The following is a 21,128-nucleotide window of genomic DNA, read 5'->3' as shown; positions in this document are numbered from 1 at the left end:
CACGCAGTACGACACGAAAGTTCTCAAGGTCATGTCTTCTGAGACCCCTACTGCCGTGGGCGGCGCCAGCTATGCGAGCGCGGGCGTCGACATCGAGGCGGGCGACCGCGCGGTCGAGCTGATGAAGGAGTGGGTGAAGAAGACCCGGCGCCCCGAGGTGCTGGGCGGCCTCGGCGGTTTCGCCGGGCTCTTCGACGCCTCCGCCCTCAAGCGCTACGAGCGCCCGCTGCTGGCCTCCGCCACGGACGGCGTCGGCACCAAGGTCGACATCGCGCGCCGCATGGGCGTCTACGACACCATCGGCCACGACCTGGTCGCCATGGTCATGGACGACATCGTGGTGTGCGGCGCGGAGCCGCTCTTCATGACGGACTACATCTGCGTCGGCAAGGTCCACCCCGAGCGGGTCGCCGCCGTCGTCAAGGGCATCGCCGAGGGCTGTGTGCTGGCCGGCTGCGCCCTGGTGGGCGGCGAGACGGCCGAGCACCCGGGGCTGCTGGGCCCGGACGACTTCGACGTCGCCGGCGCCGGCACGGGCGTCGTGGAGGCCGACCGGCTGCTGGGCGCGGACCGCATCCGCACGGGTGACGCCGTGATCGCCATGGCGTCCTCCGGACTTCACTCCAACGGGTACTCGCTGGTCCGCCATGTGCTGCTGGACCGCGCCGGGATGGCCCTGGAGACAGAGGTCGCGGAGCTCGGCCGCACCCTCGGCGAGGAACTGCTGGAGCCCACGAAGATCTACTCGCTGGACTGCCTGGCGCTCACCCGCACCACCGATGTGCACGCGTTCAGCCACATCACCGGCGGCGGTCTCGCGGCCAACCTGGCCCGTGTCGTCCCGGACCACCTGCAGGCCGTGGTCGACCGGGCCACCTGGACCCCGGGTGCGATCTTCGACCTGGTCGGCAGGACCGGCGGCGTCGAGCGCCTGGAGCTGGAGAGGACGCTCAACATGGGCGTCGGCATGATGGCGGTCGTGCCGCAGGAGTCCACCGAGGTGGCCCTCGCGACGCTGGCCGACCGGGGCGTCGAGGCCTGGGTCGCCGGCGAGATCACCGAGCGGGGCGACAAGGAGACCGGCGCGGAGCTGGTGGGCGACTACGCCGCCTGACCGTCCGGACAGCACAAAATCCGGTCGGTGGCTGGGCCACCGACCGGACTGGTCCGTGCAAGGTCAAGCGCCGCGACGGTGCTGCGAGGGATCCTCGTCCTCGTCGTCGTCGTCCTCGTAGAGGTCGGCGTACCGTGCATACAGGTCGTCGTCGTGCTCATCGTCCGCGAATCGGTCGCCGTTCCGCGACTGGTTCGACGTCGATGCGCCCAGCTCCTCGGCCAGGCGTGAGAGGTCTGTCCCACCGCTGTTGTACTTCAGCTGACGGGCAACCTTCGCCTGCTTGGCCTTGGCCCGGCCGCGCCCCATGGCTCGACCCCCTCAACGACGGGGCTCGACGGCCCCAGAGTCTGACACGCGTTCATGATCTGGAACGGACTCTCCGGGGAGAGGCCGGTCCGTAGGGCTTCCACGGTACCTGAGCCCGCGCCCATACGGTACGTCGCCCGCGGCACGCGCGTGTGCCCAGGACCTTCGAGGCGCCCTGTCCTCGCTGGTCAGTGGCGATTTTAACCACTTATCGGAGAACGACCCGCCGGGGGAAGTGAGAGTTGTCTCCACATTCCCGCCGACGGGTACCGCTCATCTGTTCGGACGCGTCAGCGTGCGGTGCTCCGCGCGCGGGCGTCGGCCATCCGCTGCTCGGCGATCCGGTCGGCCGCCGCGGCCGGCGGAATGCCATCGTCCTTCGCACGTGCGAATATTGCCAGCGTGGTGTCGAAGATCTTCGCCGCCTTCGCCCGGCACCGGTCGAAGTCGAACCCGTGCAGCTCGTCGGCCACCTGGATGACCCCGCCGGCGTTCACCACGTAGTCCGGCGCGTAGAGGATCCCGCGGTCCGCGAGGTCCTTCTCGACGCCCGGGTGGGCGAGCTGGTTGTTGGCCGCGCCGCACACCACCTTGGCGGTGAGCACCGGCACGGAGTCGTCGTTCAGGGCGCCGCCGAGGGCGCAGGGCGCGTAGACGTCCAGCCCCTCCACCCGGATCAGCTCCTCGGTGCCGGCGACGGCCGTCACCCCTTCGGGGTACTGGTCGAGGATCCGCCGGACGGCGTCCGCGCGGACGTCCGTGATCACGACCTCGGCGCCCTCGTCCCGCAGGTGCTGCACCAGGTGCCGGCCCACCTTGCCGACGCCTGCGATGCCGACCTTGCGGCCGCGCAGCGACGGGTCGCCCCACAGGTGCTGGGCGGAGGCGCGCATGCCCTGGTAGACGCCGAAGGCGGTGAGGACGGAGGAGTCGCCGGCCCCGCCGTTCTCCGGGGAGCGGCCGGTGGTCCAGCGGCACTCGCGGGCCACGACGTCCATGTCGGCGACGTACGTGCCGACGTCGCACGCGGTGACGTAGCGGCCGCCGAGGGAGGCGACCATGCGTCCGTAGGCGAGGAGCAGCTCCTCGCTCTTGTCGCGCTCCGGGTCACCGATGATCACGGCCTTGCCGCCGCCGTGGTCCAGACCGGCCATGGCGTTCTTGTACGACATCCCGCGCGCGAGGTTGAGGGCGTCGGCGACGGCCTCGGCCTCGGTCGCGTACGGGTAGAAGCGCGTGCCGCCGAGGGCGGGGCCCAGGGCGGTGGAGTGGATGGCGATCACGGCCTTGAGGCCGCTGGCGCGGTCCTGGCAGAGCACGACCTGCTCGTGCCCGCCCTGGTCGGAGTGGAACAGGGTGTGCAGGACATCAGCAGGTGCGCCGGTTACGTCGGTCACTGTGGTGACTCCTGTGTACTAGCGGCGAGTGGGGTGCGGTCCCCGTACGGGTGGCGGGGTGCCGTGGCATGAGCGTAGAGCCTTGGCACGACCACCGACCGCGCAGTGTTCAGGATCACTCTCCCGCGCCCTCGGCGCACGTAACGGCGTGACACGATTTGCAGTGGTTTCGAGCCGGGCCCGGTGGGGAGGGAGCAGGCGTGCCGAAGGTGTCCTCCGTGGTCGTCCCCTATGCCGCGTACCTGCGCGTGTACGAACCGCTGGGCGCCTTCCCGGAGCCGGAGCGCAGCCACTGGGCGGACTACGCCCGCCGGCCCGACCGCCCCTCCTACCAGGACGAGCTGCGCCGCTCCCTCGCCGACCTGCTGCCCACCCCGCCGGTCGCGGTTCCGGTGCACGAGAGCGGCGACGCCTTCGTGCTGGAGGTCGACGGGGTGGTGTGCGTGTGCCCCTGGCGGACCCGGCTGCGCGGCTGGCAGGCCCTGGGCGAGCTGGGAGAGGAGCTGCCCCCGCCGGTGCTGGACGCGGTGCTGCCGCCGGTGGTGCGCCGCCAGGCCGCGCAGGACTACGAGCGCTGGCTGGCCCGCAACCCCGACGCCCGCCCGTGGATCCGCACGGCGACCTGGCAGGTGCCGCTGAACTGGTTCGTGCTGGTCGCGGACGAGGAGCGGCGGTACGGCAAGGGGACCGCCGAGATCCCCCCGGTACTGCGCTACCGCACGCCGATGGTGCAGGCCCGGCGCCGGGTGGCGCGGGCGCTGCGCACGCTGCGGGACACCGTCGAGGAGGGTCCGCTGATCGACGGCCTGGTGGACGTCGGCCGGTGGCTGGAGGAGTTCCACCCGCGCGCGCTGGTCGAGCTGGACTACGGCGGTCTGGTGCATGTGCTGCCGGCGGGCGAGCTGGAGGACGACCACTCGGCGGCGGACGTGGCGGCCGGGATCGAGGCGCTGCGCCGCGGGGACGCGGCGGCCGCCGGGGAGGCGTACGGGCGGCTGGTGGAGCGGTGGCGGGCGGTGCGCGCCCGCCGTTCGGCGAACTGAGAGCCAGCCGCGTCGCACGCAGTGACGTGCGTCACGGCCCGGAAGGCGGCGCACGGCGTACGGTCTACGGCACTTGGCCCATCTGACGGGATGTCGGCCCCGATCTGGACTTTCGGCCCCAAGGGTGATGGACGGCACTTACATGGCCCTTGCCCTGGAAGCCACCCCTCATGCCAAAATAGGACAAGGAGTCCGGGGAGGGCTCCGTCCGCCCCACTATGCTCACGTTCGGGCGGATTCTCAGCATTGCACGCTTTGGGGGGTCTGGTGACTCCTGATCGTCCTGTGACTGATCGTCACAGTGGCGTGACTGTCCGCTATGGCATGGTCCATCGGCTTCCGTCGCTGATGAACACCTGGGAGGGCAATTCCATCGGTTTGGCCGACGGGGCTGGACAGATGGTGTAGTTGTAGTGCCGAGGACAAGCCGTTCGTCCTATAACCGACTCGACTCGCGTCCGCCATTTCGGGCAACGCGGGTCAAGGTGCAGAATTTAGAGGAAAGAACCGAGAAGGTTCGGTTCTCCCGAGGAGGCCGCTCATGACCGCTCGCACCCCTGATGCTGAGCCGCTGCTGACCCCGGCTGAGGTCGCCACCATGTTCCGTGTCGACCCCAAGACGGTCACGCGGTGGGCGAAGGCCGGGAAGCTCACGTCCATCCGTACGCTCGGCGGGCACCGCCGCTACCGCGAGGCCGAGGTCCGCGCTCTGCTCGCGGGCATCCCGCAGCAGCGCAGCGAGGCCTGAACAACTCCATAACCGGGCAAGCCGGTCGGCCCCCAACCGTCCGAGGCGCCCGGAACCCCAGCTCCAAGCGACGCGGGACCTGCCCCAACAGGACCCTCGCCCGAGCCGAACGGAACACCGCAGGCTAGCCACACAGGGTGCGTCGTCGATCGCGCTGGACTCCGCCGAGTCCAGCGCGATCTTTTTTGTGCGCGGGACGCCGTCGTGGGGCGGTGCTGTGAGCGTCCGTGTCGGACTCTGGGGAGGCCTGTCCGAACGACCGGGGCCGGCCTCCCGGGGGCGGTGCAATTGCACATATTAAATTGACTGGTTGTAGGAACCGGCTAAGTACCGCTGTTCCGGAAACTTACGCGGTGACTCCCGTCACATGCCAGAGTCCTTGTTGCCGGTGGCATGTGTGCGCTAAAGGAGGCGTGACGGCGTCAGATACCCACGCAGGCAAGGGGGTTGGGCATCACCGGCCTCGGACGAGGTCACGCCCCGCGGGGGCGGTCGTCCTCGCAGGCCTCCCGCTCGCTCTCCCCGGTCGCCGGGCCCGCGTCCATCGCCAGCCGCAGCAGGCGGTGGCAGACGGGGCAGCCGCGGGTGAGGTGCCGGTAGGACGAGGCGGCCGACAGATGCGCCCTGAGGAGCGCCCGTGTCTCGTGCCTGGCTGACGCCGTCATACGCCACCTCCAGGGGCCGCACAGGAGAACGGGGCCCTGCTGTCCGGAGTACCGAGCGAATGTGACGCCGTCAAGCCCGCCGGCGGCTTCGCCGGCTCCGGACCGCCGCCCGGCCGGCAACCCGGCGGCCGCTCCCGCGGCGGCTCGCCCTGCGCGGCAGGCCGCATGACGGGTCGTCATCACCGGCCGGGGCTGCGCGAGACGGGGCGGGGCGGGGGCGTGGGTACGACTGAGGCCCGCACCCTCGCGGGTGCGGGCCTCAGTTGCTGTGCGGTCCTGACGGGATTTGAACCCGCGGCCTCCACCTTGACAGGGTGGCGAGCACTCCAAACTGCTCCACAGGACCAGGTTTCGCGGCGCTTGCCGTGCGTTGCGCTGCGAGATGAGACTGTACAGGAGGGTGAGGGCCCCGGTCGAACTCACCCTCCGTACGGGTCCGGCTACGGCACGGCCGCGTCGATCGCCTTGACGATCCGCTTGTCCGAGACGGGGTACGCCGTGCCCAGCGCATGGGCGAAGTAGCTGACCCGCAGCTCCTCGATCATCCAGCGGATCTCCAGGACCGAGGACGGCACCGGGCGCCCCGCGGGGAGCTGCTCCAGGAGCCAGGCGTACTCGTCCTGCATCTCGTGGACCTTCTCCATGCGCGTGGTGTCCCGCTGGACGTTCGTCGGCATCTGCTGCAGGCGGCGCTCGGCGGCCACCAGGTAGCGCACGAGGTCGGGCAGCCGGCGTATGCCCGCCCACGTCACGAAGCCGGGCTTCACGAGGGCGTCCAGCTGCTTGCGCACGTCCGTGAGGTTCGCGAGCAGGGTGGGGCTGCTCACGGCCTTCAGACGGCGTTCGCAGGCCTGCCAGGCGGCCAGCACCTGCTGCACCTGGGCGACCGTGCGGACCGTGGTGTCGACGATCTCGGCGCGCACCCTGTCGTACAGCTTGCGGTACGACTCCTCGTCCCACGCGGGCCCGCCGAAGTCGGCGATCAGCTTGTCCGCGGCGGCCGTCGCGCAGTCGTCGAACAGCGCCTGCACGGATCCGTGCGGGTTCGCGGACAGGGCGAGCTTCTGCTGGTTCGTCAGCTTCTCGGAGGCGAACTTCGCCGGGTTCACGGGGATGTTGCGCAGGATGAGCCGCCGGGTGCCCTTCCACATGGCTTCCGCCTGCTCGGCCTCGGTGTCGAAGAGGCGCACGGAGACCGTGTCCCCGTCGTCGACCAGCGCCGGGTACGCCTTGACCGGCTGTCCCGCCCGGCGGGTCTCGAACACCCGGTTGAGGGTGCCGATCGTCCAGTCGGTCAGCCCCGTGCGCTCCAGGGACTCGCCGCCCTCGCGGGAGGCGGTCGCCGCGGCGGCCTGGGAGAGGGCCTTGCGGGCCTTCGGCTTGAGCTGGAGCTTCAGCGCCTCGAGGTCCTTGTCCTCGGCCAGCTTCCGGCGCCGCTCGTCGACGATCCGGAACGTGATCCTGAGGTGGTCGGGGACCTTCGCCCAGTCGAAGTCGTCCGCCTCGAACGGGACCCCGACCATGCGCTTCAGCTCACGGGCCATCGTGGCGGTCAGCGGCTCCCGCAGCGGCTGCGCCTTCTCCAGGAACGCCCGCGCGTAGTTCGGCGCCGGCACGTAGTGGCGCCGGACCGGCTTCGGCAGGGAGCGGATCAGCTCGGTCACCAACTCCTCGCGCAGGCCGGGGATCTGCCAGTCGAAGCCCTCGTCCGTGACCTGGTTGAGGACCTGGAGGGGGATGTGCACGGTCACGCCGTCGGCGTCCGCGCCCGGCTCGAACTGGTAGGTGACCCGGAACTTCAGGCCGCCCTGGCGCCAGACGTCCGGGTAGTCGGCCTTCGTGACCGCCTCCGCCGACTCCCGGATCAGCATCTCCCGCTCGAAATCCAGGAAGTCCGGCTGCTCGTGCCGCTTCCGCTTCCACCAGGAGTCGAAGTGGGCGCCGGACACCACGTGCTCGGGCACCCGCTGGTCGTAGAAGTCGAAGAGGGTCTCGTCGTCGACCACGATGTCCCGGCGCCGGGCCCGGTGCTCCAGCTCCTCGACCTCGCTGAGCAGCCGGCGGTTGTCGGCGAAGAACTTGTGGTGGGTGCGCCAGTCGCCCTCCACGAGCGCGTTGCGGATGAACAGCTCGCGCGAGACCTCGGGGTCGATGCGGCCGTAGTTCACCTTCCGCTGGGCGACGATCGGGACGCCGTACAGCGTGACCTTCTCGTACGCCATCACGGCCGCCTGGTCCTTCTCCCAGTGCGGTTCGCTGTACGTCCGCTTCAGCAGGTGCCCGGCCAGCGGCTCGACCCACTCCGGCTCGATCTTCGCGTTGACCCGCGCCCAGAGGCGGCTGGTCTCCACCAGCTCGGCCGACATCACGAACTTCGGCTGCTTCTTGAACAGCGCCGACCCCGGGAAGATCGCGAACTTGGCGTTGCGGGCGCCCAGGTACTCGTTCTTGTTGCCGTCCTTCACGTCCTTCATCCCGATGTGGGAGAGCAGGCCCGCGAGGAGGGAGACGTGGATGCGGTCGGCGGGGGCGTCCTGGTCGTTGAGGTGGAGGCCCATCTGCTTGGCGACCGTGCGCAGCTGGGTGTAGATGTCCTGCCATTCGCGAATGCGCAGGAAGTTGAGGTACTCCTGCTTGCACATCCGGCGGAAGGAGCTGGAACCGCGCTCCTTCTGCTGCTCGCGGATGTACCGCCACAGGTTGAGGTAGGCGAGGAAGTCGCTGGTCTCGTCCTTGAAGCGGGCGTGCTGCTGGTCGGCCTGGGTCTGCTTGTCGGCCGGACGCTCGCGCGGGTCCTGGATGGACAGCGCGGCGGCGATGACCATGACCTCGCGGACACAGCCGTTGCGTTCGGCCTCCAGGACCATGCGGGCCAGGCGCGGGTCCACGGGCAGCTGGGCCAGCTTGCGGCCGGTCTCGGTGAGCCGCTTGCGGGGGTCCTTCTGGGCCGGGTCCAGTGCGCCCAGTTCCTGCAGCAGCTGCACGCCGTCGCGGATGTTGCGGTGGTCCGGCGGGTCGATGAAGGGGAACTTCTCGATGTCGCCGAGGCCGGCCGCGGTCATCTGCAGGATGACGGAGGCGAGGTTGGTCCGGAGGATCTCCGCGTCGGTGAACTCGGGACGGGAGAGGAAGTCGTCCTCGGAGTACAGCCGGATGCAGATGCCGTCGGACGTACGGCCGCAGCGGCCCTTGCGCTGGTTGGCACTGGCCTGCGAGATCGGCTCGATCGGCAGCCGCTGGACCTTGGTGCGGTGGCTGTAGCGGCTGATCCGGGCGAAGCCGGGGTCGATGACGTACTTGATGCCGGGGACGGTGAGGGAGGTCTCGGCGACGTTGGTCGCCAGAACGATCCTGCGCCCGGTGTGCGGCTGGAACACCCGGTGCTGCTCGGCGTGCGAGAGCCGGGCGTACAGGGGCAGCACCTCCATGCGCTGCCCCTGGGGGCCGCCGGCGCGGGCGTACTTCTTCTCCAGCGCGTCCGCGGTGTCCCGGATCTCCCGCTCGCCGGAGAGGAACACCAGGATGTCGCCCGGCCCCTCCGCCGTCAGCTCCTCGACGGCGTCGGTGATCGCGGTGATCTGGTCCCGGTCGGCGTCCTCGGAGTCCTCCTCCAGCAGGGGCCGGTAGCGCACCTCGACCGGATAGGTCCGGCCGCTGACCTCGATGATCGGCGCGTCGTCGAAGTGCCGGGAGAACCGCTCCGGGTCGATGGTCGCCGAGGTGATGACGACCTTCAGGTCGGGGCGCTTCGGCAGCAGCTGGGCGAGGTAGCCGAGCAGGAAGTCGATGTTGAGGGACCGTTCGTGGGCCTCGTCGATGATGATCGTGTCGTAGGCGCGCAGCTCGCGGTCGGTCTGGATCTCGGCGAGCAGGATGCCGTCCGTCATCAGCTTGATGAAGGTGGCGTCCGGGTTCACCTGGTCGGTGAAGCGGACCTTCCAGCCGACGGCCTCGCCGAGGGGCGTCTTCAGCTCCTCCGCGACCCGCTCGGCGACGGTCCGGGCCGCGATCCGGCGCGGCTGGGTGTGCCCGATCATGCCGCGCACGCCGCGGCCCAGCTCCAGACAGATCTTCGGGATCTGGGTGGTCTTGCCGGACCCGGTCTCACCGGCCACGATGACGACCTGGTGATCGCGGACGGCGGCCGCGATCTCGTCCTTCTTCTGGCTGACCGGCAGCTGCTCGGGGTAGGTGACGGCGGGCAGGCGGGAGCGCCGCTCGGCCATCCGCTCCTCGGCGCGGCCTATCTCCGTCTCGATCTCGGCGAGGACGGCGGCACGGGCCTCCGGCTTGCGGATCTTGCGTGCGCCCTCCAGCCGCCTGCCCAGCCGGTGCGCGTCGCGCAGCGACAGCTCGGTCAGACGGGTGGCGAGGGTGCCGAGGGCGGGGGCGGGATGCGTAGACATACGGCTTCCAGGATCTCACCTCCGCCGAAAGACAGGCGAACGATTTGAACGCGGCGGGGCCGGCGCCCCCGGAAGCAACGCGGGGACCCGCCCGGCGCGTCCTCCCCGCCACGGCCCTCCACCTGATCGTCCCCGTGTCGTCTCGCCGGGCCCCGCACTGCACGGCGGCTGCGCACTGCTCGGCGGCTCAGCGATCGCCGATGGGCCGGAGACGACGAAACCCCCCTCGGGTCGCCCGAGGGGGGTTTCGTTCCTGTGGCTGGGGCCGGGGTCGAACCGGCGACCTTCCGCTTTTCAGGCGGACGCTCGTACCAACTGAGCTACCCAGCCACGGCGTTTCACGTGAAACACCAGCGGTCCTGACGGGATTTGAACCCGCGGCCTCCACCTTGACAGGGTGGCGAGCACTCCAAACTGCTCCACAGGACCCAGCGTGCGTGCAACAGTGTCGCACACGGTATTGCGTGCCCCCAACGGGATTCGAACCCGTGCTACCGCCTTGAAAGGGCGGCGTCCTAGGCCGCTAGACGATGAGGGCTATCGGCCCGCCTGGGCGCTTCTCAGCGCGTCGGGGACGTGAGAAGCATATGGGATGCCGAGGGGTATCGCCAAAACGCTTTACGGAGAGGTGCCGGAGGGGGAGGCGGAGGGAGCCGGGGGGGAGGGAGACGGTGAACGGGGGACGCCGGTGCCGCCCGGCTGGTTCTCCTCCGCCAGATGGCGGCTGACCTCGGCCTTCGTCAGTCCCAGCCCCCCGAGCTGGATGGCGTCCCAGGCCTGGAGCCGGTGGCTGTCCCGGTCGAAGTAGAGGATCGACGCCTGGATCGGGTCGGGGTACCGCCGCTCCACGGCGCGCAGCCCGCTGCCACCGGTCGATCCCTCCCGGCGCAGCCGGGTGCCGTACGGCAGCAGCTCCGTCCCCTCGCGGTGCAGGTGGCCGCAGAGCACGAGCGGCACCTCGCCGTCCGTCTCCCGGGCGGCGGACGGCTCGTGGACGACCGCCACGTCCACCGGAGTGCCGGCCGCCCGCTGGTCGCGCAGGGCGCTGGCCAGCCGGTCGCCCGCCAGCCGCTCCGACGCGCCGCCGCCGGGCGCCGCCGAGCGGTCCGGGGTGAACTGCGGGTCGCCCATCCCCGCGAAGCGCAGACCCGCGACCGTCTCCGCCCGGCCGTCGTCGAGGACGTGCACGTTCCTCATGCGCCGCAGATAGCGCTGGGTGGTCCGGGAGTCGTGGTTGCCCCGCACCCAGACGTACGGCGCGCCCAAATCCCGGATCGGGTCCAGAAAGCCGTTCTCCGCCGCCGTGCCGTGGTCCATGGTGTCGCCGGAGTCGACGATCGCGTTCACCTTGTACTGGCGCACCAGCGAGGCGATGATCTTCCAGCTCGCCGGGTTGAGGTGGATGTCCGACACGTGCAGGACCCGGATGGTGGAGGGGTCCGGCCGGTAGGCGGGCAGGGTGGACGTGACGTCGTAGAGCTTGGTCACGTTCGTCACCAGGCGCGCCAGCTCCTTCTGGTAGACGTCGAACTCCGTGACGATGCTGCGGGCGTTGCCGACCACCGACGGCGCCGAGCTCAGCAGTCCGGAGAACCTCGGCTCCAGGACCGACTTCGGGTTCCAGGTGGCGTACGCCGACGCGCCCGAGGCGGCCAGCAGGGCCAGCGCCAGTCCGCCGGCGGCCAGGGCCCGGCGCGGGCGGCGGTAGACGGCGAGACCGAGGGCCGTGGCCCCGGAGACCACGGCGACGCAGGAGCGGACGGCCAGGTCGAGCGTGCCGTGCCGGACGTCGCGGGCCACCTCGTCCTGGAGGCCCGAGATCCGCTCGGGGCGGTCGACCAGCGCCTGGGAGCGCAGCGGGTCCAGCCGGTCGACGTCGACGTCCAGGCGGACCGGCGCCACATGGCTGTCCAGGGTGAGCGCGCCCAGCGGGGACACGTCGATCCTCGTGCCCCCGGTGAACGACGGGCGCAGCGCCATCGTCGTGTCCATCGGGCCGACCGGGGCCCGGACGTTGCCGACGACCAGCAGGCCCAGCCAGGCTCCGACGAGGACGACCGCCGTGAGGCCGAGGGCGCGCAGCCAGGGGCGCGGCCGGTCGGCCGGGCCGGGGCAGGGCGGCGTGCTCCCGCGGGAGCGGCGGGTGCGGTGCGGCATCCGGTTCAGCATGCGTTCCAGGACTGCGACGGGGACGCGGGCCATTGGTCCCGTATGCCCGTGTCCCGGCGCGGCCATGCGGCCGCCGTGTCCCCGGGGCGTCAGCCCCAGCCCAGTTCGTGCAGCCGGGCGTCCTCGATGCCGAAGTGGTGCGCCACCTCGTGCACCACCGTCACGGCCACCTCGTGGACCACGTCGTCCGCCGTCTCGCAGAAGCGCAGGATCGGGCCCATGTAGATCGTGATGCGGTCGGGCAGCACCCCCGCGTACCACTCGCCGCGCTCGGTGAGGGGGGTCCCCTCGTACAGACCCAGGAGCTCCGGGTCGTCGGCGGGCGGCTCGTCCTCGACGAACACGGCCACGTTGTCCATGACCCGCGTCAGCTCCGGCGGGATCCGGTCCAGGGCCTCACTCACCAGTTCTTCGAACCTGTCGCGCGTCATCGTCAGCACAGGGCCATTGTCGGCGACGATCGCGGGGGACGGGGGAGGCGGCGCCGCGCGGCCGGGACCGGATGCGGACCCGGTGTGCGTGTCCTCTTGCGGGCGACGGGAGTTGGGAGGTCGACTCCTTCCCTTGCCTCGGAGGTGGCCGCCGTGCGCCCCTTGAACGTACCCGTCCGTCTCGCCGTCACGGTGCTGGCCGTCACCGCCGCCGCGGGCTGTGTCAGCGTGGGCGACGACGCGGGCCGGGCCCGGCCCTCCCACTCCGCGGGGCAGCGCGGCGCGGAGGGGTCCGGCGGCGGTCCGGCGGGCGGCCCGGGCGGCCCGGGCGGGCTCGGCGGCCACCGGGAGGCCGCGGCCGGCGCCGAGCACCGGCGCGGCGCCAAGGCGAAGCGGGGCAGGACGGCCTCGGCGCCGGCCGGCCCGACCGAGGCGGGCAGCGCCTCCCCGGACCCGGTCGAGCCGGGGGAGACCGCCGAGCCCGGGCAGCCCGCGCCGAGCGGGGCGCCGACGCCGCCCCCGGCCAGCTCCGCGCCGCCCGAGCCGCCCGCCTCCACGCCGCCTCCGCCGGTGTCGCAGGTGCCGTCGGCCGAGCCGTCGTCCTCGGCGCACGAGGAGACGGGCCCGCAGCTGCTGCGGCGCGAGCCGGCCCCGGCGGCGGGCATGGCCGCGTGATGCCTCGCGGAGGCCGGTGCGGGGGGCGGTGCGGGGGGTGGTGCGGGGGGCGGGTGAAGGCCCGCTGAGCTGCGCGTCGGGGCTCGGTTTGCCATCAGGGGGGATGGGTGCGTATGGTGGTAGATCGTTTGATCCCATTTGCCCGGCGCCATCGCAGAGCGCGCCGTGTGGCGCGTACTCTCCTTTGCCGTGGCGGACCGCATCGAGGCGGTCGTGAGCGAATCACGGAGTTGACGGGCGCGTGCCGAAGAGACTCCGGAAGGTTTCCCATTCGCATGTCCGTGTCCAGTACTGACCAGATCGTCGTGTCCGAGAACGAGAACGAACTCGTCGACGTGACGACCGAGGTCGCCGAGGCCACCGAGGCCGCTGACACCACCCCCCAGATCACCTTCGCCGACCTCGGCCTCCCCGAGGGCATCGTGCGCAAGCTCGCACAGAACGGCGTGACGACCCCCTTCCCGATCCAGGCCGCGACCATCCCGGACGCCCTGGCCGGCAAGGACATCCTCGGGCGGGGCCGCACCGGCTCCGGCAAGACCCTCTCCTTCGGTCTGCCCACCCTGGCCCAGCTGGCCGGCGGCCGCACCCAGAAGCACAAGCCCCGCGCGGTCATCCTGACCCCGACCCGCGAGCTGGCCATGCAGGTCGCGGACGCCCTCCAGCCGTACGGCGACGTCCTCGGCCTGAAGATGAAGGTCGTCTGCGGCGGCACCTCCATGGGCAACCAGATCTACGCCCTGGAGCGCGGCGTCGACGTCCTGGTCGCCACCCCGGGCCGGCTGCGCGACATCATCAACCGCGGCGCCTGCTCCCTGGAGGACGTGCGGATCGCCGTCCTGGACGAGGCCGACCAGATGTCCGACCTGGGCTTCCTGCCCGAGGTCACCGAGCTGCTCGACCAGGTTCCGGCCGGCGGTCAGCGGATGCTCTTCTCCGCCACGATGGAGAACGAGATCAAGACCCTGGTCGACCGCTACCTGAACGAGCCCGTCCTGCACGAGGTGGACGCGGCCCAGGGCGCGGTGACGACCATGTCGCACCACATCCTCATCGTGAAGCCCAAGGACAAGGCGCCGGTCACGGCCGCGATCGCCTCCCGCAAGGGCCGCACGATCATCTTCGTCCGCACCCAGCTGGGCGCCGACCGCGTCGCCGAGCAGCTGCGCGAGGCCGGTGTGAAGGCCGACGCGCTGCACGGCGGCATGACCCAGGGCGCCCGCACCCGCACGCTGGCCGACTTCAAGGACGGTTACGTCAACGTCCTCGTCGCCACGGACGTCGCCGCCCGCGGCATCCACGTCGACGGCATCGACCTGGTCCTGAACGTGGACCCGGCCGGCGACCACAAGGACTACCTGCACCGTGCGGGCCGTACCGCGCGCGCCGGCCGCACCGGCACCGTGGTCTCCCTGTCCCTGCCGCACCAGCGGCGCCAGATCTTCCGCCTCATGGAGGACGCCGGCGTCGACGCGGCCCGCCACATCATCCAGGGCGGCGCCGCCTTCGACCCGGAGGTCGCCGAGATCACCGGCGCCCGCTCCATGACCGAGGTCCAGGCCGAGTCCGCGGCCAACGCCGCGCAGCAGGCCGAGCGCGAGGTCGCCCAGCTGACCAAGCAGCTGGAGCGCGCCCAGCGGCGTGCGACCGAGCTGCGCGAGGAGGCCGACCGGCTGGTCGCCCGGGCCGCCCGCGAGCGCGGCGAGGACCCGGAGACCGCGGTGGCCGAGGCCCAGGCGACGGCGGCGGCCGAGCCGGCTGTGGCCGAGGAGCCGGTGGAGCGCGAGACCGAGCGCGAGGAGCGCCCGGCCGCCGCGGCGCCGTACGAGCGCCGGGAGCGGCGCTTCGACCGGGACCGCGAGCGCGGTTTCGAGCGGCGTGACGACCGGGGTGACCGGGGCAGCCGTGGTTTCGAGCGCCGTGAGGACCGGGGCGAGCGCCGTCCGTTCGACCGCGACCGTGACCGCGAGCGCGGTTTCGAGCGCCGTGACGACCGGGGCGACCGGGGCAGCCGCGGCTTCGAGCGCCGTGAGGACCGGGGCGAGCGCCGTCCGTTCGACCGCGACCGTGACCGCGACCGCGGTTTCGAGCGGCGTGACGACCGGAGCGACCGCGGCAGCCGCGGTTTCGAGCGGCGTGACGACCGGGGTGACCGGGGCAGCCGTGGTTTCGAGCGGCGTGACGACCGGGGCGAGCGCCGTCCGTTCGACCGCGACCGCGACCGCACCGGCCGTTCCTTCGAGCGCCGTGACGACCGCGGCGGCTTCCGCCGGGACGAGCGCGGTGGACACCGGGGCAGCGACCGTCCGTTCAACCGCGACCGCCGCGACGACCGTCCGGGCTTCCGCTCGGCCGGCCACGAGCGCCCCTACGGCCGTCGTGACGACCACCGCGGCACCGGCTCCTTCGGCCGCCGCGAGGACAAGCCGCGCTGGAAGCGCAACGGCTGACGCCGAGTGAGGCCGGGAAGGGCCCGTACGACTCCGGTCGTACGGGCCCTTCCCGCGTTCCGGGCCGGGCGCACGGCCGCGCGGCCCCGGTGCCCTGCGGACCGGTCGCGTCAGCCTCGCGGGACCGCGAAGGCCCCTTCCCGCGCCCTTTCCGGCCGGGCTGTGCTGCATGTCACACCTCAGGTGAGGGAATCGCTGGAGGCATGACAGACGACACGAGGGCGGGCGGGCCGCGGGCAACGTCCGGCCCGTCGGACGAGGAACGGCTGGCCCAGCTCGGCTACACCCAGGTCCTCGCCCGCCGCATGTCGGCGTTCTCCAACTACGCCGTCTCCTTCACGATCATCTCGGTCCTCTCCGGCTGCCTCACCCTCTACCTCTTCGGCATGACCACCGGCGGCCCCGCCGTGATGACCTGGGGCTGGGTGGCGGTGGGCCTGATGACGCTGTTCGTGGGCCTGTCGATGGCCGAGATCTGCTCGGCGTACCCGACGTCCGCGGGCCTGTACTTCTGGGCCCACCGTCTCGCACCCCCGCGTTCCGCGGCGGCCTGGGCGTGGTTCACCGGCTGGTTCAACGTGCTGGGCCAGGTGGCGGTGACCGCGGGCGTCGACTTCGGCGCGGCCTCCTTCCTCGGCGCCTACCTGAACCTCCGCTTCGACTTCGAGGTGACTCCGGGCCGCACGGTGGCGCTGTTCGCGGCGATCCTCGTCCTGCACGGCCTGCTGAACACCTTCGGCGTGCGGATCGTCGCGTTCCTGAACGGCGTCAGCGTGTGGTGGCACGTGCTCGGGGTCGCGGTGATCGTCACCGCGCTCGCGTTCGTCCCCGACCGCCACCAGTCGGCGTCCTTCGTGTTCACGCACTTCGTCAACGGCACGGGCTGGGGCAGCGGCCCCTACGTGGTCCTCCTGGGTCTCCTCATGGCCCAGTACACCTTCACCGGCTACGACGCCTCCGCCCACATGACCGAGGAGACCCGCGACGCGGCGACGGCGGGCCCCCAAGGCATCGTCCGCTCGATCTGGTCCTCCTGGATCGCCGGCTTCGTGCTGCTGCTCGGCTTCACGTCCGCCATCCAGTCCTACGACGACGAGCTGGCCTCCCCCACGGGCGCCCCGCCCGCCCAGATCCTCCTGGACGCCCTCGGCGCCACGGCCGGCACCCTCCTGCTGCTGGTCGTCATCGGCGCCCAGCTCTTCTGCGGCATGGCCTCCGTCACCGCCAACAGCCGCATGATCTACGCCTTCTCGCGGGACGGAGCGCTGCCCTTCTCCCGCGTCTGGCGCACGGTCAGCCCGCGCACCCGCACCCCCGTGGCGGCGGTCTGGCTGGCCGCGCTGGGCGCCCTGGCGCTCGGACTGCCCTACCTGATCAACACGACGGCGTACGCGGCCGTGACGTCGATCGCGGTCATCGGCCTGTACATCGCGTACGTCATCCCGACCTTCCTCCGCGTCCGCAAGGGCAGCGCGTTCGACCGGGGCCCCTGGCATCTGGGCCGCTGGTCCCGTGCCGTCGGGATCGTCTCCGTGAGCTGGGTGGCGGTGATCACCGTCCTCTTCATGCTCCCGCAGGTGTCCCCGGTCACCTGGAGGACCTTCAACTACGCCCCGGCCGCCGTCCTGGTCGTCCTGGGCTTCGCGGCCACCTGGTGGCTGGTCTCGGCCCGCCGCTGGTTCCTGGCCGGCGCCCCCGCGCCCGCCCCGGCACCGGCCGGGAACTGACCCGTCGCCCGCCCGCACTCCCGCCCCGCGACGCGGCCGTGTCCCGATACCCGATCGGAGAGGCGGCTCGGTCCGGCTATGCTCGGACAGGCAGCAGTGCCCGGGCCCTTAGCTCAATTGGCAGAGCAGTGGACTTTTAATCCATTGGTTGTGGGTTCGAGTCCCACAGGGCCTACGGCTGGGGGAGAGGGTTCACCCCCTCTGAACTGCCAGGCAGCGCTCGGGTCGGCTCCGGTCGGCTCGGGCGCTGCTTCGTTTTCCGGCTCTTGCGTGAGCGATGCGTGAGCGGATGCGCCTGTGTCCTGCGGATCGGCTGGGGCCGTGGCGGACGGATGTCACCGCCGCCTCCATGCGTGAGCGCCGCGGCCACGTGGCGCAGGTCCCGCAGTGTGATGGGGGCAGGTCGGTCGTGGCGAGGATGTGCCGGAAGGTCTCCGAGACCGTCTCCGGGTGGAGCCAGGAGCCGTCCTCCTTCGTGAAGACCTTGCCCGTGTCCTGCCAGGCATCGCCCCACTCCGCACGCTCCTTGTCATGGCGGGCCCTGTGGTCGCGCAGCACGGCGATGTTCGTACTGTCGAGCGCGATCGTGTTCGCGCTGCCGTCCGTCTTCGGCTCCGACTCGCAGGGGTCCCAGCCGTCGACCACGATTCCCCTGGCCGGGGTGATGAGGCCGGCGCAGAGGTCGATCTCGTGCCAGTCCTGGCCGACCGCCTCGCCGCGACGGAGGCCGCGGGTGCCCACCAGTGGAAGACGGCATACAGCCGGTCTCGGCGGCGTCGAGGAAGGTGCCGAACTGCTGCGGAGTCCAGACCATGACCGGGCCTGGGATCTCTCCCGCCTCGCGCCAGCGCCGCACCCGCTCATCGGTCCAGAGGAGCGGCTCGGGGCGCTTGCCGGACTCCAACTCGACGTGGAACGAGTTTGTCTGAGCGTCCTTCAGGAATTCATGGCCAGCACGGCTGAAAGAGCGTCCGCTTCACATGGAGTTGTCCGGTGCCGGACGTGCCTCACGTCCTCGCGTAGGCCCGGAGGAACGCGCCGACCCCGCCCCGGATCAGCCGGTCCGTCTCCGCCGCCGGCAGCGGCCGTACCCCGTAGTGGGTGAACTGGACGATCGTGTGCGAGATCAGGGCCGTGAAGTGCCCTGCCGCCAGGGCCGCGTCGCCGTGGAGGTCGAGCAGACCGGCGTCCTCCAGGCGGGCCATCGCCTCGGTGACGGCCCGGCCGACCGGTTCCGGGCCGGCCTCGTGCCAGGCCCGGAGGACCTCCGCCGGCACGTGGTCGGCCTCGGCGTGGATGTGGCGGACCAGGGCGTAGTGGCTGGCGTAGTCGGCCATCAGTCCGACGAAGGCCCGGGCCAGGGCGACGAGGTCGCGTTCCAGCTCGTCGGGCCGCGGCGGGCGCTCTGGGTCCAGGACGGCGTGCAGGCGGGCCAGTTGGGCGTCGCGGACCTCGCTCGACGTCCAGGTGACCACGGTCTGGAAGAGCTGGGCCTTGCCGCCGGGGAAGTGGTTGTAGAGCGTGCGCGTGGAGACGCCGGCCGCGGCGGCGAGCGCGTCGACCGAGGCGCGGGCGTAGCCCTCGCGGCCGAAGACGGTGCAGGCCGCGCTCGCGATGGCCATCTGCTTCTGCAGTTTGCGCGGCGGCACCTCCCGCCGTGCGCGCTCCAGCCGGGTCTCGTTCGTCTCGCCCACGCTCGCCTCCTCCGTGACCGGCTCACCTTATCCGAAGTGCAACGAGCGTTGTAATTTCTACAACGGTCGTTGTACTTTGTTGCCGGCGAGCGCCGCCGCGCCTCGCCGGCAGATCCGGATGAACCACCACTGAGGGGGAGACAGCCATGTCCGTCACCGATGCCGTCACCGATCCCGCCGCCCTCGCCCGTACCGCCGAGGAGCCGCCGCTCCGCGTCGCCGTCGTCGTCGGCAGCGTGCGCGAGGGGCGCCAGGGCCGGGCCGTCGCCGACTGGTTCCTCGCCGTCGCCGGCGCCGACCCGGGCCTCGACCTCGACGTCGTCGACCTGGCCGAGGCGGAGCTGCCGCTGGTGCTGCCCGGCTGGGGCGGCACGCCCCCTCCGGGTGCCGTGGCCGCGCTGCGGGAGGTGTCGCCGCGGCTCGCCGCCGCCGACGCGTTCGTCGTCGTGACGCCCGAGTACAACCACAGCTTCCCGGCGTCCCTGAAGAACCTCATCGACTGGCACCACCGCGAATGGCAGGCCAAGCCGGTCGGTTTCGTGTCGTACGGCGGCCTCGGCGGCGGGCTGCGCGCGGTCGAGCAGCTGCGGCTGGTCTTCGCCGAGCTGCACGCGGTGAGCGTGCGCGACTCGGTCAGCCTGCACGGGCCCTGGTCCGGTCTCGGGGAGGACGGCGTCCCGCGCGACGCGGACGTGTGCACCGGCGCCGCCAAGGGCATGCTGGGCCAGCTCGTCTGGTGGGGACGGGTGCTGCGGGCCGCGCGCGCCGAGCGCCCGTACGCCGGCTGAGGGGGCGCAGGCGATGCGCGCCCTCCGGCCCGCCCGGCCCGTGCGGCCGGCCGCCGGGGCGGGGCCCGCCCCGGCGACCGCTCTCCACCGGGTCGTCGCCGTGGTCGTCCTCGGCACCACGATGTCCGTGCTCGACACGACGATCGTCAACGTCGCGCTGCGCCGCCTCTCGGAGTCCTTCGGCGCCCCGCTGGAGACCATCCAGTGGACCGCGACCGCGTACACCCTCGCGCTCGCCGCGGTCGTCCCGACCGCCGCCTGGGCGATGGACCGGATCGGCTCCAGACGCGCCTACGTGCTCGCGCTCGCCCTGTTCACGCTGGGCTCCGTGCTGGCCGCGTGCGCCTGGGACGCGGCCAGTCTGATCGCGTTCCGGGCGCTGCAGGGACTGGGCGGCGGGCTGCTGCAGCCGGTCGGCATGGCGATGGGGATGCGGGTCGCCGACCGGGCCCGGCTCGGCCGGGCGATGGGCCTGCTGGGGCTGCCGATCCTGGTCGGCCCGGTGGCGGGCCCGGTGCTCGGCGGCCGGCTGGTCGACGCGGCGTCCTGGCGGTGGATCTTCCTGATCAATCTGCCGGTCGGGGTCCTGGCCCTGGTCCTCGCCGTCGTGCTGCTGCCGCGGGACGCCCCGGCCGCCGGCCGTCCGGACCCGCCCCGCCTGGACCTGTCCGGCCTGCTGATGCTCCCGCCCGGTATGGCCCTGCTGCTGTACGGCCTGGCCCGCGGCGGCGAACGCGGCGACTTCGCGGCCCCCGGCACGCTGGCGCCGACGCTCGCCGGTGCCGTGCTCGCCGCGGCCTTCGTGCGGCGGGCGCTCACGGTCCCCGCGCCGCTGCTGGACCTGCGGCTGCTGCGGGACCGTACCTTCGCCGCGGGCATTGGCACGCTGGCCCCGTTCACCTGCGGCTACTTCGGGTCGATGCTGCTCGGTCCGCTGTACTGGCAGCAGGAGCGGGGCCTGAGCGCGACGGCGGCGGGGCTGCTCGGGGCGCCGGCCGGGCTCGTGGTGGGTACGACCATGCAGGTCGCGGCCCGGCGGATCGACCGGGTGGCTCCGCGCCGGCTGGTCGCGGCGGGATGCGCGGTGGCCGCGCTCGGCATGGCCCTGCTGGCCTGGCAGACCGGGACGGCGGGGGCGGCGCCCTGGCGGATCGTCGCCGCGGGCATGGTCATGGGCGTGGGCGCCGGGATGACGCTGATGCCGGCGATGACCACCGCGACCCGCGACCTGCCCGCGGCCCGGCTGGCCGGCGCGAGCACCGCCCTGAGCATCAACGCCCAGCTGGCCGCCTCCGTCGGCACGGCCGTGCTCTCGGTCGTGCTGGGCGCGGCCGGCCCGGACCCCGCGGGGTTCCGGCTCGCCTACGCCGTGGCGGCGGTGCTGCTCGCCCTCGGCGCCCTGTCGGCACTGCGCCTTCCGGGCCGGGGCCGGGCCTGAGAAGCTCCTCGCCTCCCGCCCAGGGGTCCCGCCGGGATCGCGAAACCTGGCGCAGGCATCGGCGACGGCGTCTT

General features: G+C 72.1%; 15 protein-coding genes, 5 tRNA genes and 1 pseudogene. 9 read left to right on the top strand and 12 right to left on the bottom strand.

Annotated features, from left to right (window positions below):
• Positions 1–31: 31 nt before the first annotated feature.
• Positions 32–1,114 carry a phosphoribosylformylglycinamidine cyclo-ligase gene (purM, locus tag ABZ261_RS01935; protein WP_356854618.1) on the top strand — a complete coding sequence of 361 codons (1,083 nt, stop codon included), beginning with the start codon at positions 32–34 and terminating at the stop codon, positions 1,112–1,114.
• A gap of 63 nt (positions 1,115–1,177) precedes the next feature.
• Here the strand turns inward: purM and ABZ261_RS01930 are convergent, their stop codons facing one another.
• Together ABZ261_RS01930 and ABZ261_RS01925 are read right to left on the bottom strand one after the other, a co-directional pair.
• Positions 1,178–1,423 carry a DUF3073 domain-containing protein gene (locus ABZ261_RS01930; RefSeq protein ID WP_356854617.1) on the bottom strand — a complete coding sequence of 82 codons (246 nt, stop codon included), beginning with the start codon at positions 1,421–1,423 and terminating at the stop codon, positions 1,178–1,180.
• 290 nt (positions 1,424–1,713) lie between these two features.
• Positions 1,714–2,820, bottom strand: coding sequence for a Glu/Leu/Phe/Val dehydrogenase dimerization domain-containing protein (locus ABZ261_RS01925; protein ID WP_356854616.1), 1,107 nt, complete (start codon positions 2,818–2,820; stop codon positions 1,714–1,716).
• 200 nt (positions 2,821–3,020) lie between these two features.
• Between ABZ261_RS01925 and ABZ261_RS01920 the strand changes: the two genes are divergently transcribed.
• Both ABZ261_RS01920 and bldC read left to right on the top strand, forming a co-directional pair.
• Positions 3,021–3,863, top strand: coding sequence for a hypothetical protein (locus tag ABZ261_RS01920; RefSeq protein ID WP_356854615.1), 843 nt, complete (start codon positions 3,021–3,023; stop codon positions 3,861–3,863).
• 541 nt (positions 3,864–4,404) lie between these two features.
• Positions 4,405–4,611 (top strand): developmental transcriptional regulator BldC, encoded by a 207-nt coding sequence (gene bldC / locus ABZ261_RS01915; protein ID WP_003949541.1) that lies wholly within the window; start codon positions 4,405–4,407, stop codon positions 4,609–4,611.
• A 473-nt stretch (positions 4,612–5,084) separates the two neighbouring features.
• On the opposite strand, the gene ABZ261_RS01910 is transcribed toward bldC, so the two are convergent.
• The 8 genes from ABZ261_RS01910 to ABZ261_RS01875 all read right to left on the bottom strand — a co-directional run bounded on the left by ABZ261_RS01910 (position 5,085) and on the right by ABZ261_RS01875 (position 12,291).
• A complete protein-coding gene (locus ABZ261_RS01910; RefSeq protein ID WP_356854614.1) occupies positions 5,085–5,276 on the bottom strand; it encodes a DUF6274 family protein in 192 nt (63 codons plus the stop codon).
• A gap of 271 nt (positions 5,277–5,547) precedes the next feature.
• Positions 5,548–5,622, bottom strand: a tRNA-Asp gene (locus ABZ261_RS01905).
• Between the two features lie 94 nt (positions 5,623–5,716).
• Positions 5,717–9,682: an ATP-dependent RNA helicase HrpA gene (hrpA, locus tag ABZ261_RS01900; protein WP_356854613.1), complete on the bottom strand. Its 3,966-nt coding sequence runs from the start codon at positions 9,680–9,682 to the stop codon at positions 5,717–5,719.
• Between the two features lie 256 nt (positions 9,683–9,938).
• Positions 9,939–10,012: transfer RNA gene (locus ABZ261_RS01895), tRNA-Phe, on the bottom strand.
• 24 nt (positions 10,013–10,036) lie between these two features.
• Positions 10,037–10,111: transfer RNA gene (locus ABZ261_RS01890), tRNA-Asp, on the bottom strand.
• Positions 10,112–10,147: 36 nt separating this feature from the next.
• A tRNA-Glu gene (locus ABZ261_RS01885) sits at positions 10,148–10,220 on the bottom strand.
• An 80-nt stretch (positions 10,221–10,300) separates the two neighbouring features.
• Positions 10,301–11,884 carry a metallophosphoesterase gene (locus ABZ261_RS01880; RefSeq protein WP_356854612.1) on the bottom strand — a complete coding sequence of 528 codons (1,584 nt, stop codon included), beginning with the start codon at positions 11,882–11,884 and terminating at the stop codon, positions 10,301–10,303.
• A 56-nt stretch (positions 11,885–11,940) separates the two neighbouring features.
• Positions 11,941–12,291: a metallopeptidase family protein gene (locus tag ABZ261_RS01875; RefSeq protein ID WP_356854611.1), complete on the bottom strand. Its 351-nt coding sequence runs from the start codon at positions 12,289–12,291 to the stop codon at positions 11,941–11,943.
• A gap of 144 nt (positions 12,292–12,435) precedes the next feature.
• Between ABZ261_RS01875 and ABZ261_RS01870 the strand changes: the two genes are divergently transcribed.
• From ABZ261_RS01870 to ABZ261_RS01855, 4 genes are all read left to right on the top strand, one after another.
• Positions 12,436–12,957, top strand: coding sequence for a hypothetical protein (locus tag ABZ261_RS01870; RefSeq protein WP_356854610.1), 522 nt, complete (start codon positions 12,436–12,438; stop codon positions 12,955–12,957).
• A gap of 275 nt (positions 12,958–13,232) precedes the next feature.
• Positions 13,233–15,407: a DEAD/DEAH box helicase gene (locus tag ABZ261_RS01865; protein ID WP_356854609.1), complete on the top strand. Its 2,175-nt coding sequence runs from the start codon at positions 13,233–13,235 to the stop codon at positions 15,405–15,407.
• 203 nt (positions 15,408–15,610) lie between these two features.
• Positions 15,611–17,134: an amino acid permease gene (locus ABZ261_RS01860; protein WP_356854608.1), complete on the top strand. Its 1,524-nt coding sequence runs from the start codon at positions 15,611–15,613 to the stop codon at positions 17,132–17,134.
• A gap of 102 nt (positions 17,135–17,236) precedes the next feature.
• Positions 17,237–17,309, top strand: a tRNA-Lys gene (locus ABZ261_RS01855).
• A gap of 156 nt (positions 17,310–17,465) precedes the next feature.
• On the opposite strand, the pseudogene ABZ261_RS01850 reads toward ABZ261_RS01855, so the two are convergent.
• Positions 17,466–18,047 (bottom strand): annotated as a pseudogene (locus ABZ261_RS01850) (site-specific integrase); the annotation flags it as partial.
• Positions 18,048–18,141: 94 nt separating this feature from the next.
• Complete coding sequence (locus ABZ261_RS01845) at positions 18,142–18,828, bottom strand: TetR/AcrR family transcriptional regulator (RefSeq protein ID WP_356854607.1); 687 nt, start codon at positions 18,826–18,828, stop codon at positions 18,142–18,144.
• 146 nt (positions 18,829–18,974) lie between these two features.
• On the opposite strand from ABZ261_RS01845, the gene ABZ261_RS01840 reads away from it, so the two are divergent.
• Together ABZ261_RS01840 and ABZ261_RS01835 are read left to right on the top strand one after the other, a co-directional pair.
• Entirely contained in the window at positions 18,975–19,616 is a 642-nt protein-coding gene (locus ABZ261_RS01840; RefSeq protein WP_356854606.1) for an NAD(P)H-dependent oxidoreductase, read from the top strand.
• A 13-nt stretch (positions 19,617–19,629) separates the two neighbouring features.
• A complete protein-coding gene (locus ABZ261_RS01835) occupies positions 19,630–21,054 on the top strand; it encodes a DHA2 family efflux MFS transporter permease subunit (RefSeq protein WP_356854605.1) in 1,425 nt (474 codons plus the stop codon).
• Positions 21,055–21,128 lie beyond the last annotated feature (74 nt).

The organism is Streptomyces sp. NPDC006193 (assembly GCF_040613915.1).
In the GTDB taxonomy this organism is placed as follows: Bacteria; Actinomycetota; Actinomycetes; order Streptomycetales; family Streptomycetaceae; genus Streptomyces.
Note: the sequence above shows the minus strand (reverse complement) of the source record. Positions and strands in the feature narration are given on the sequence as shown.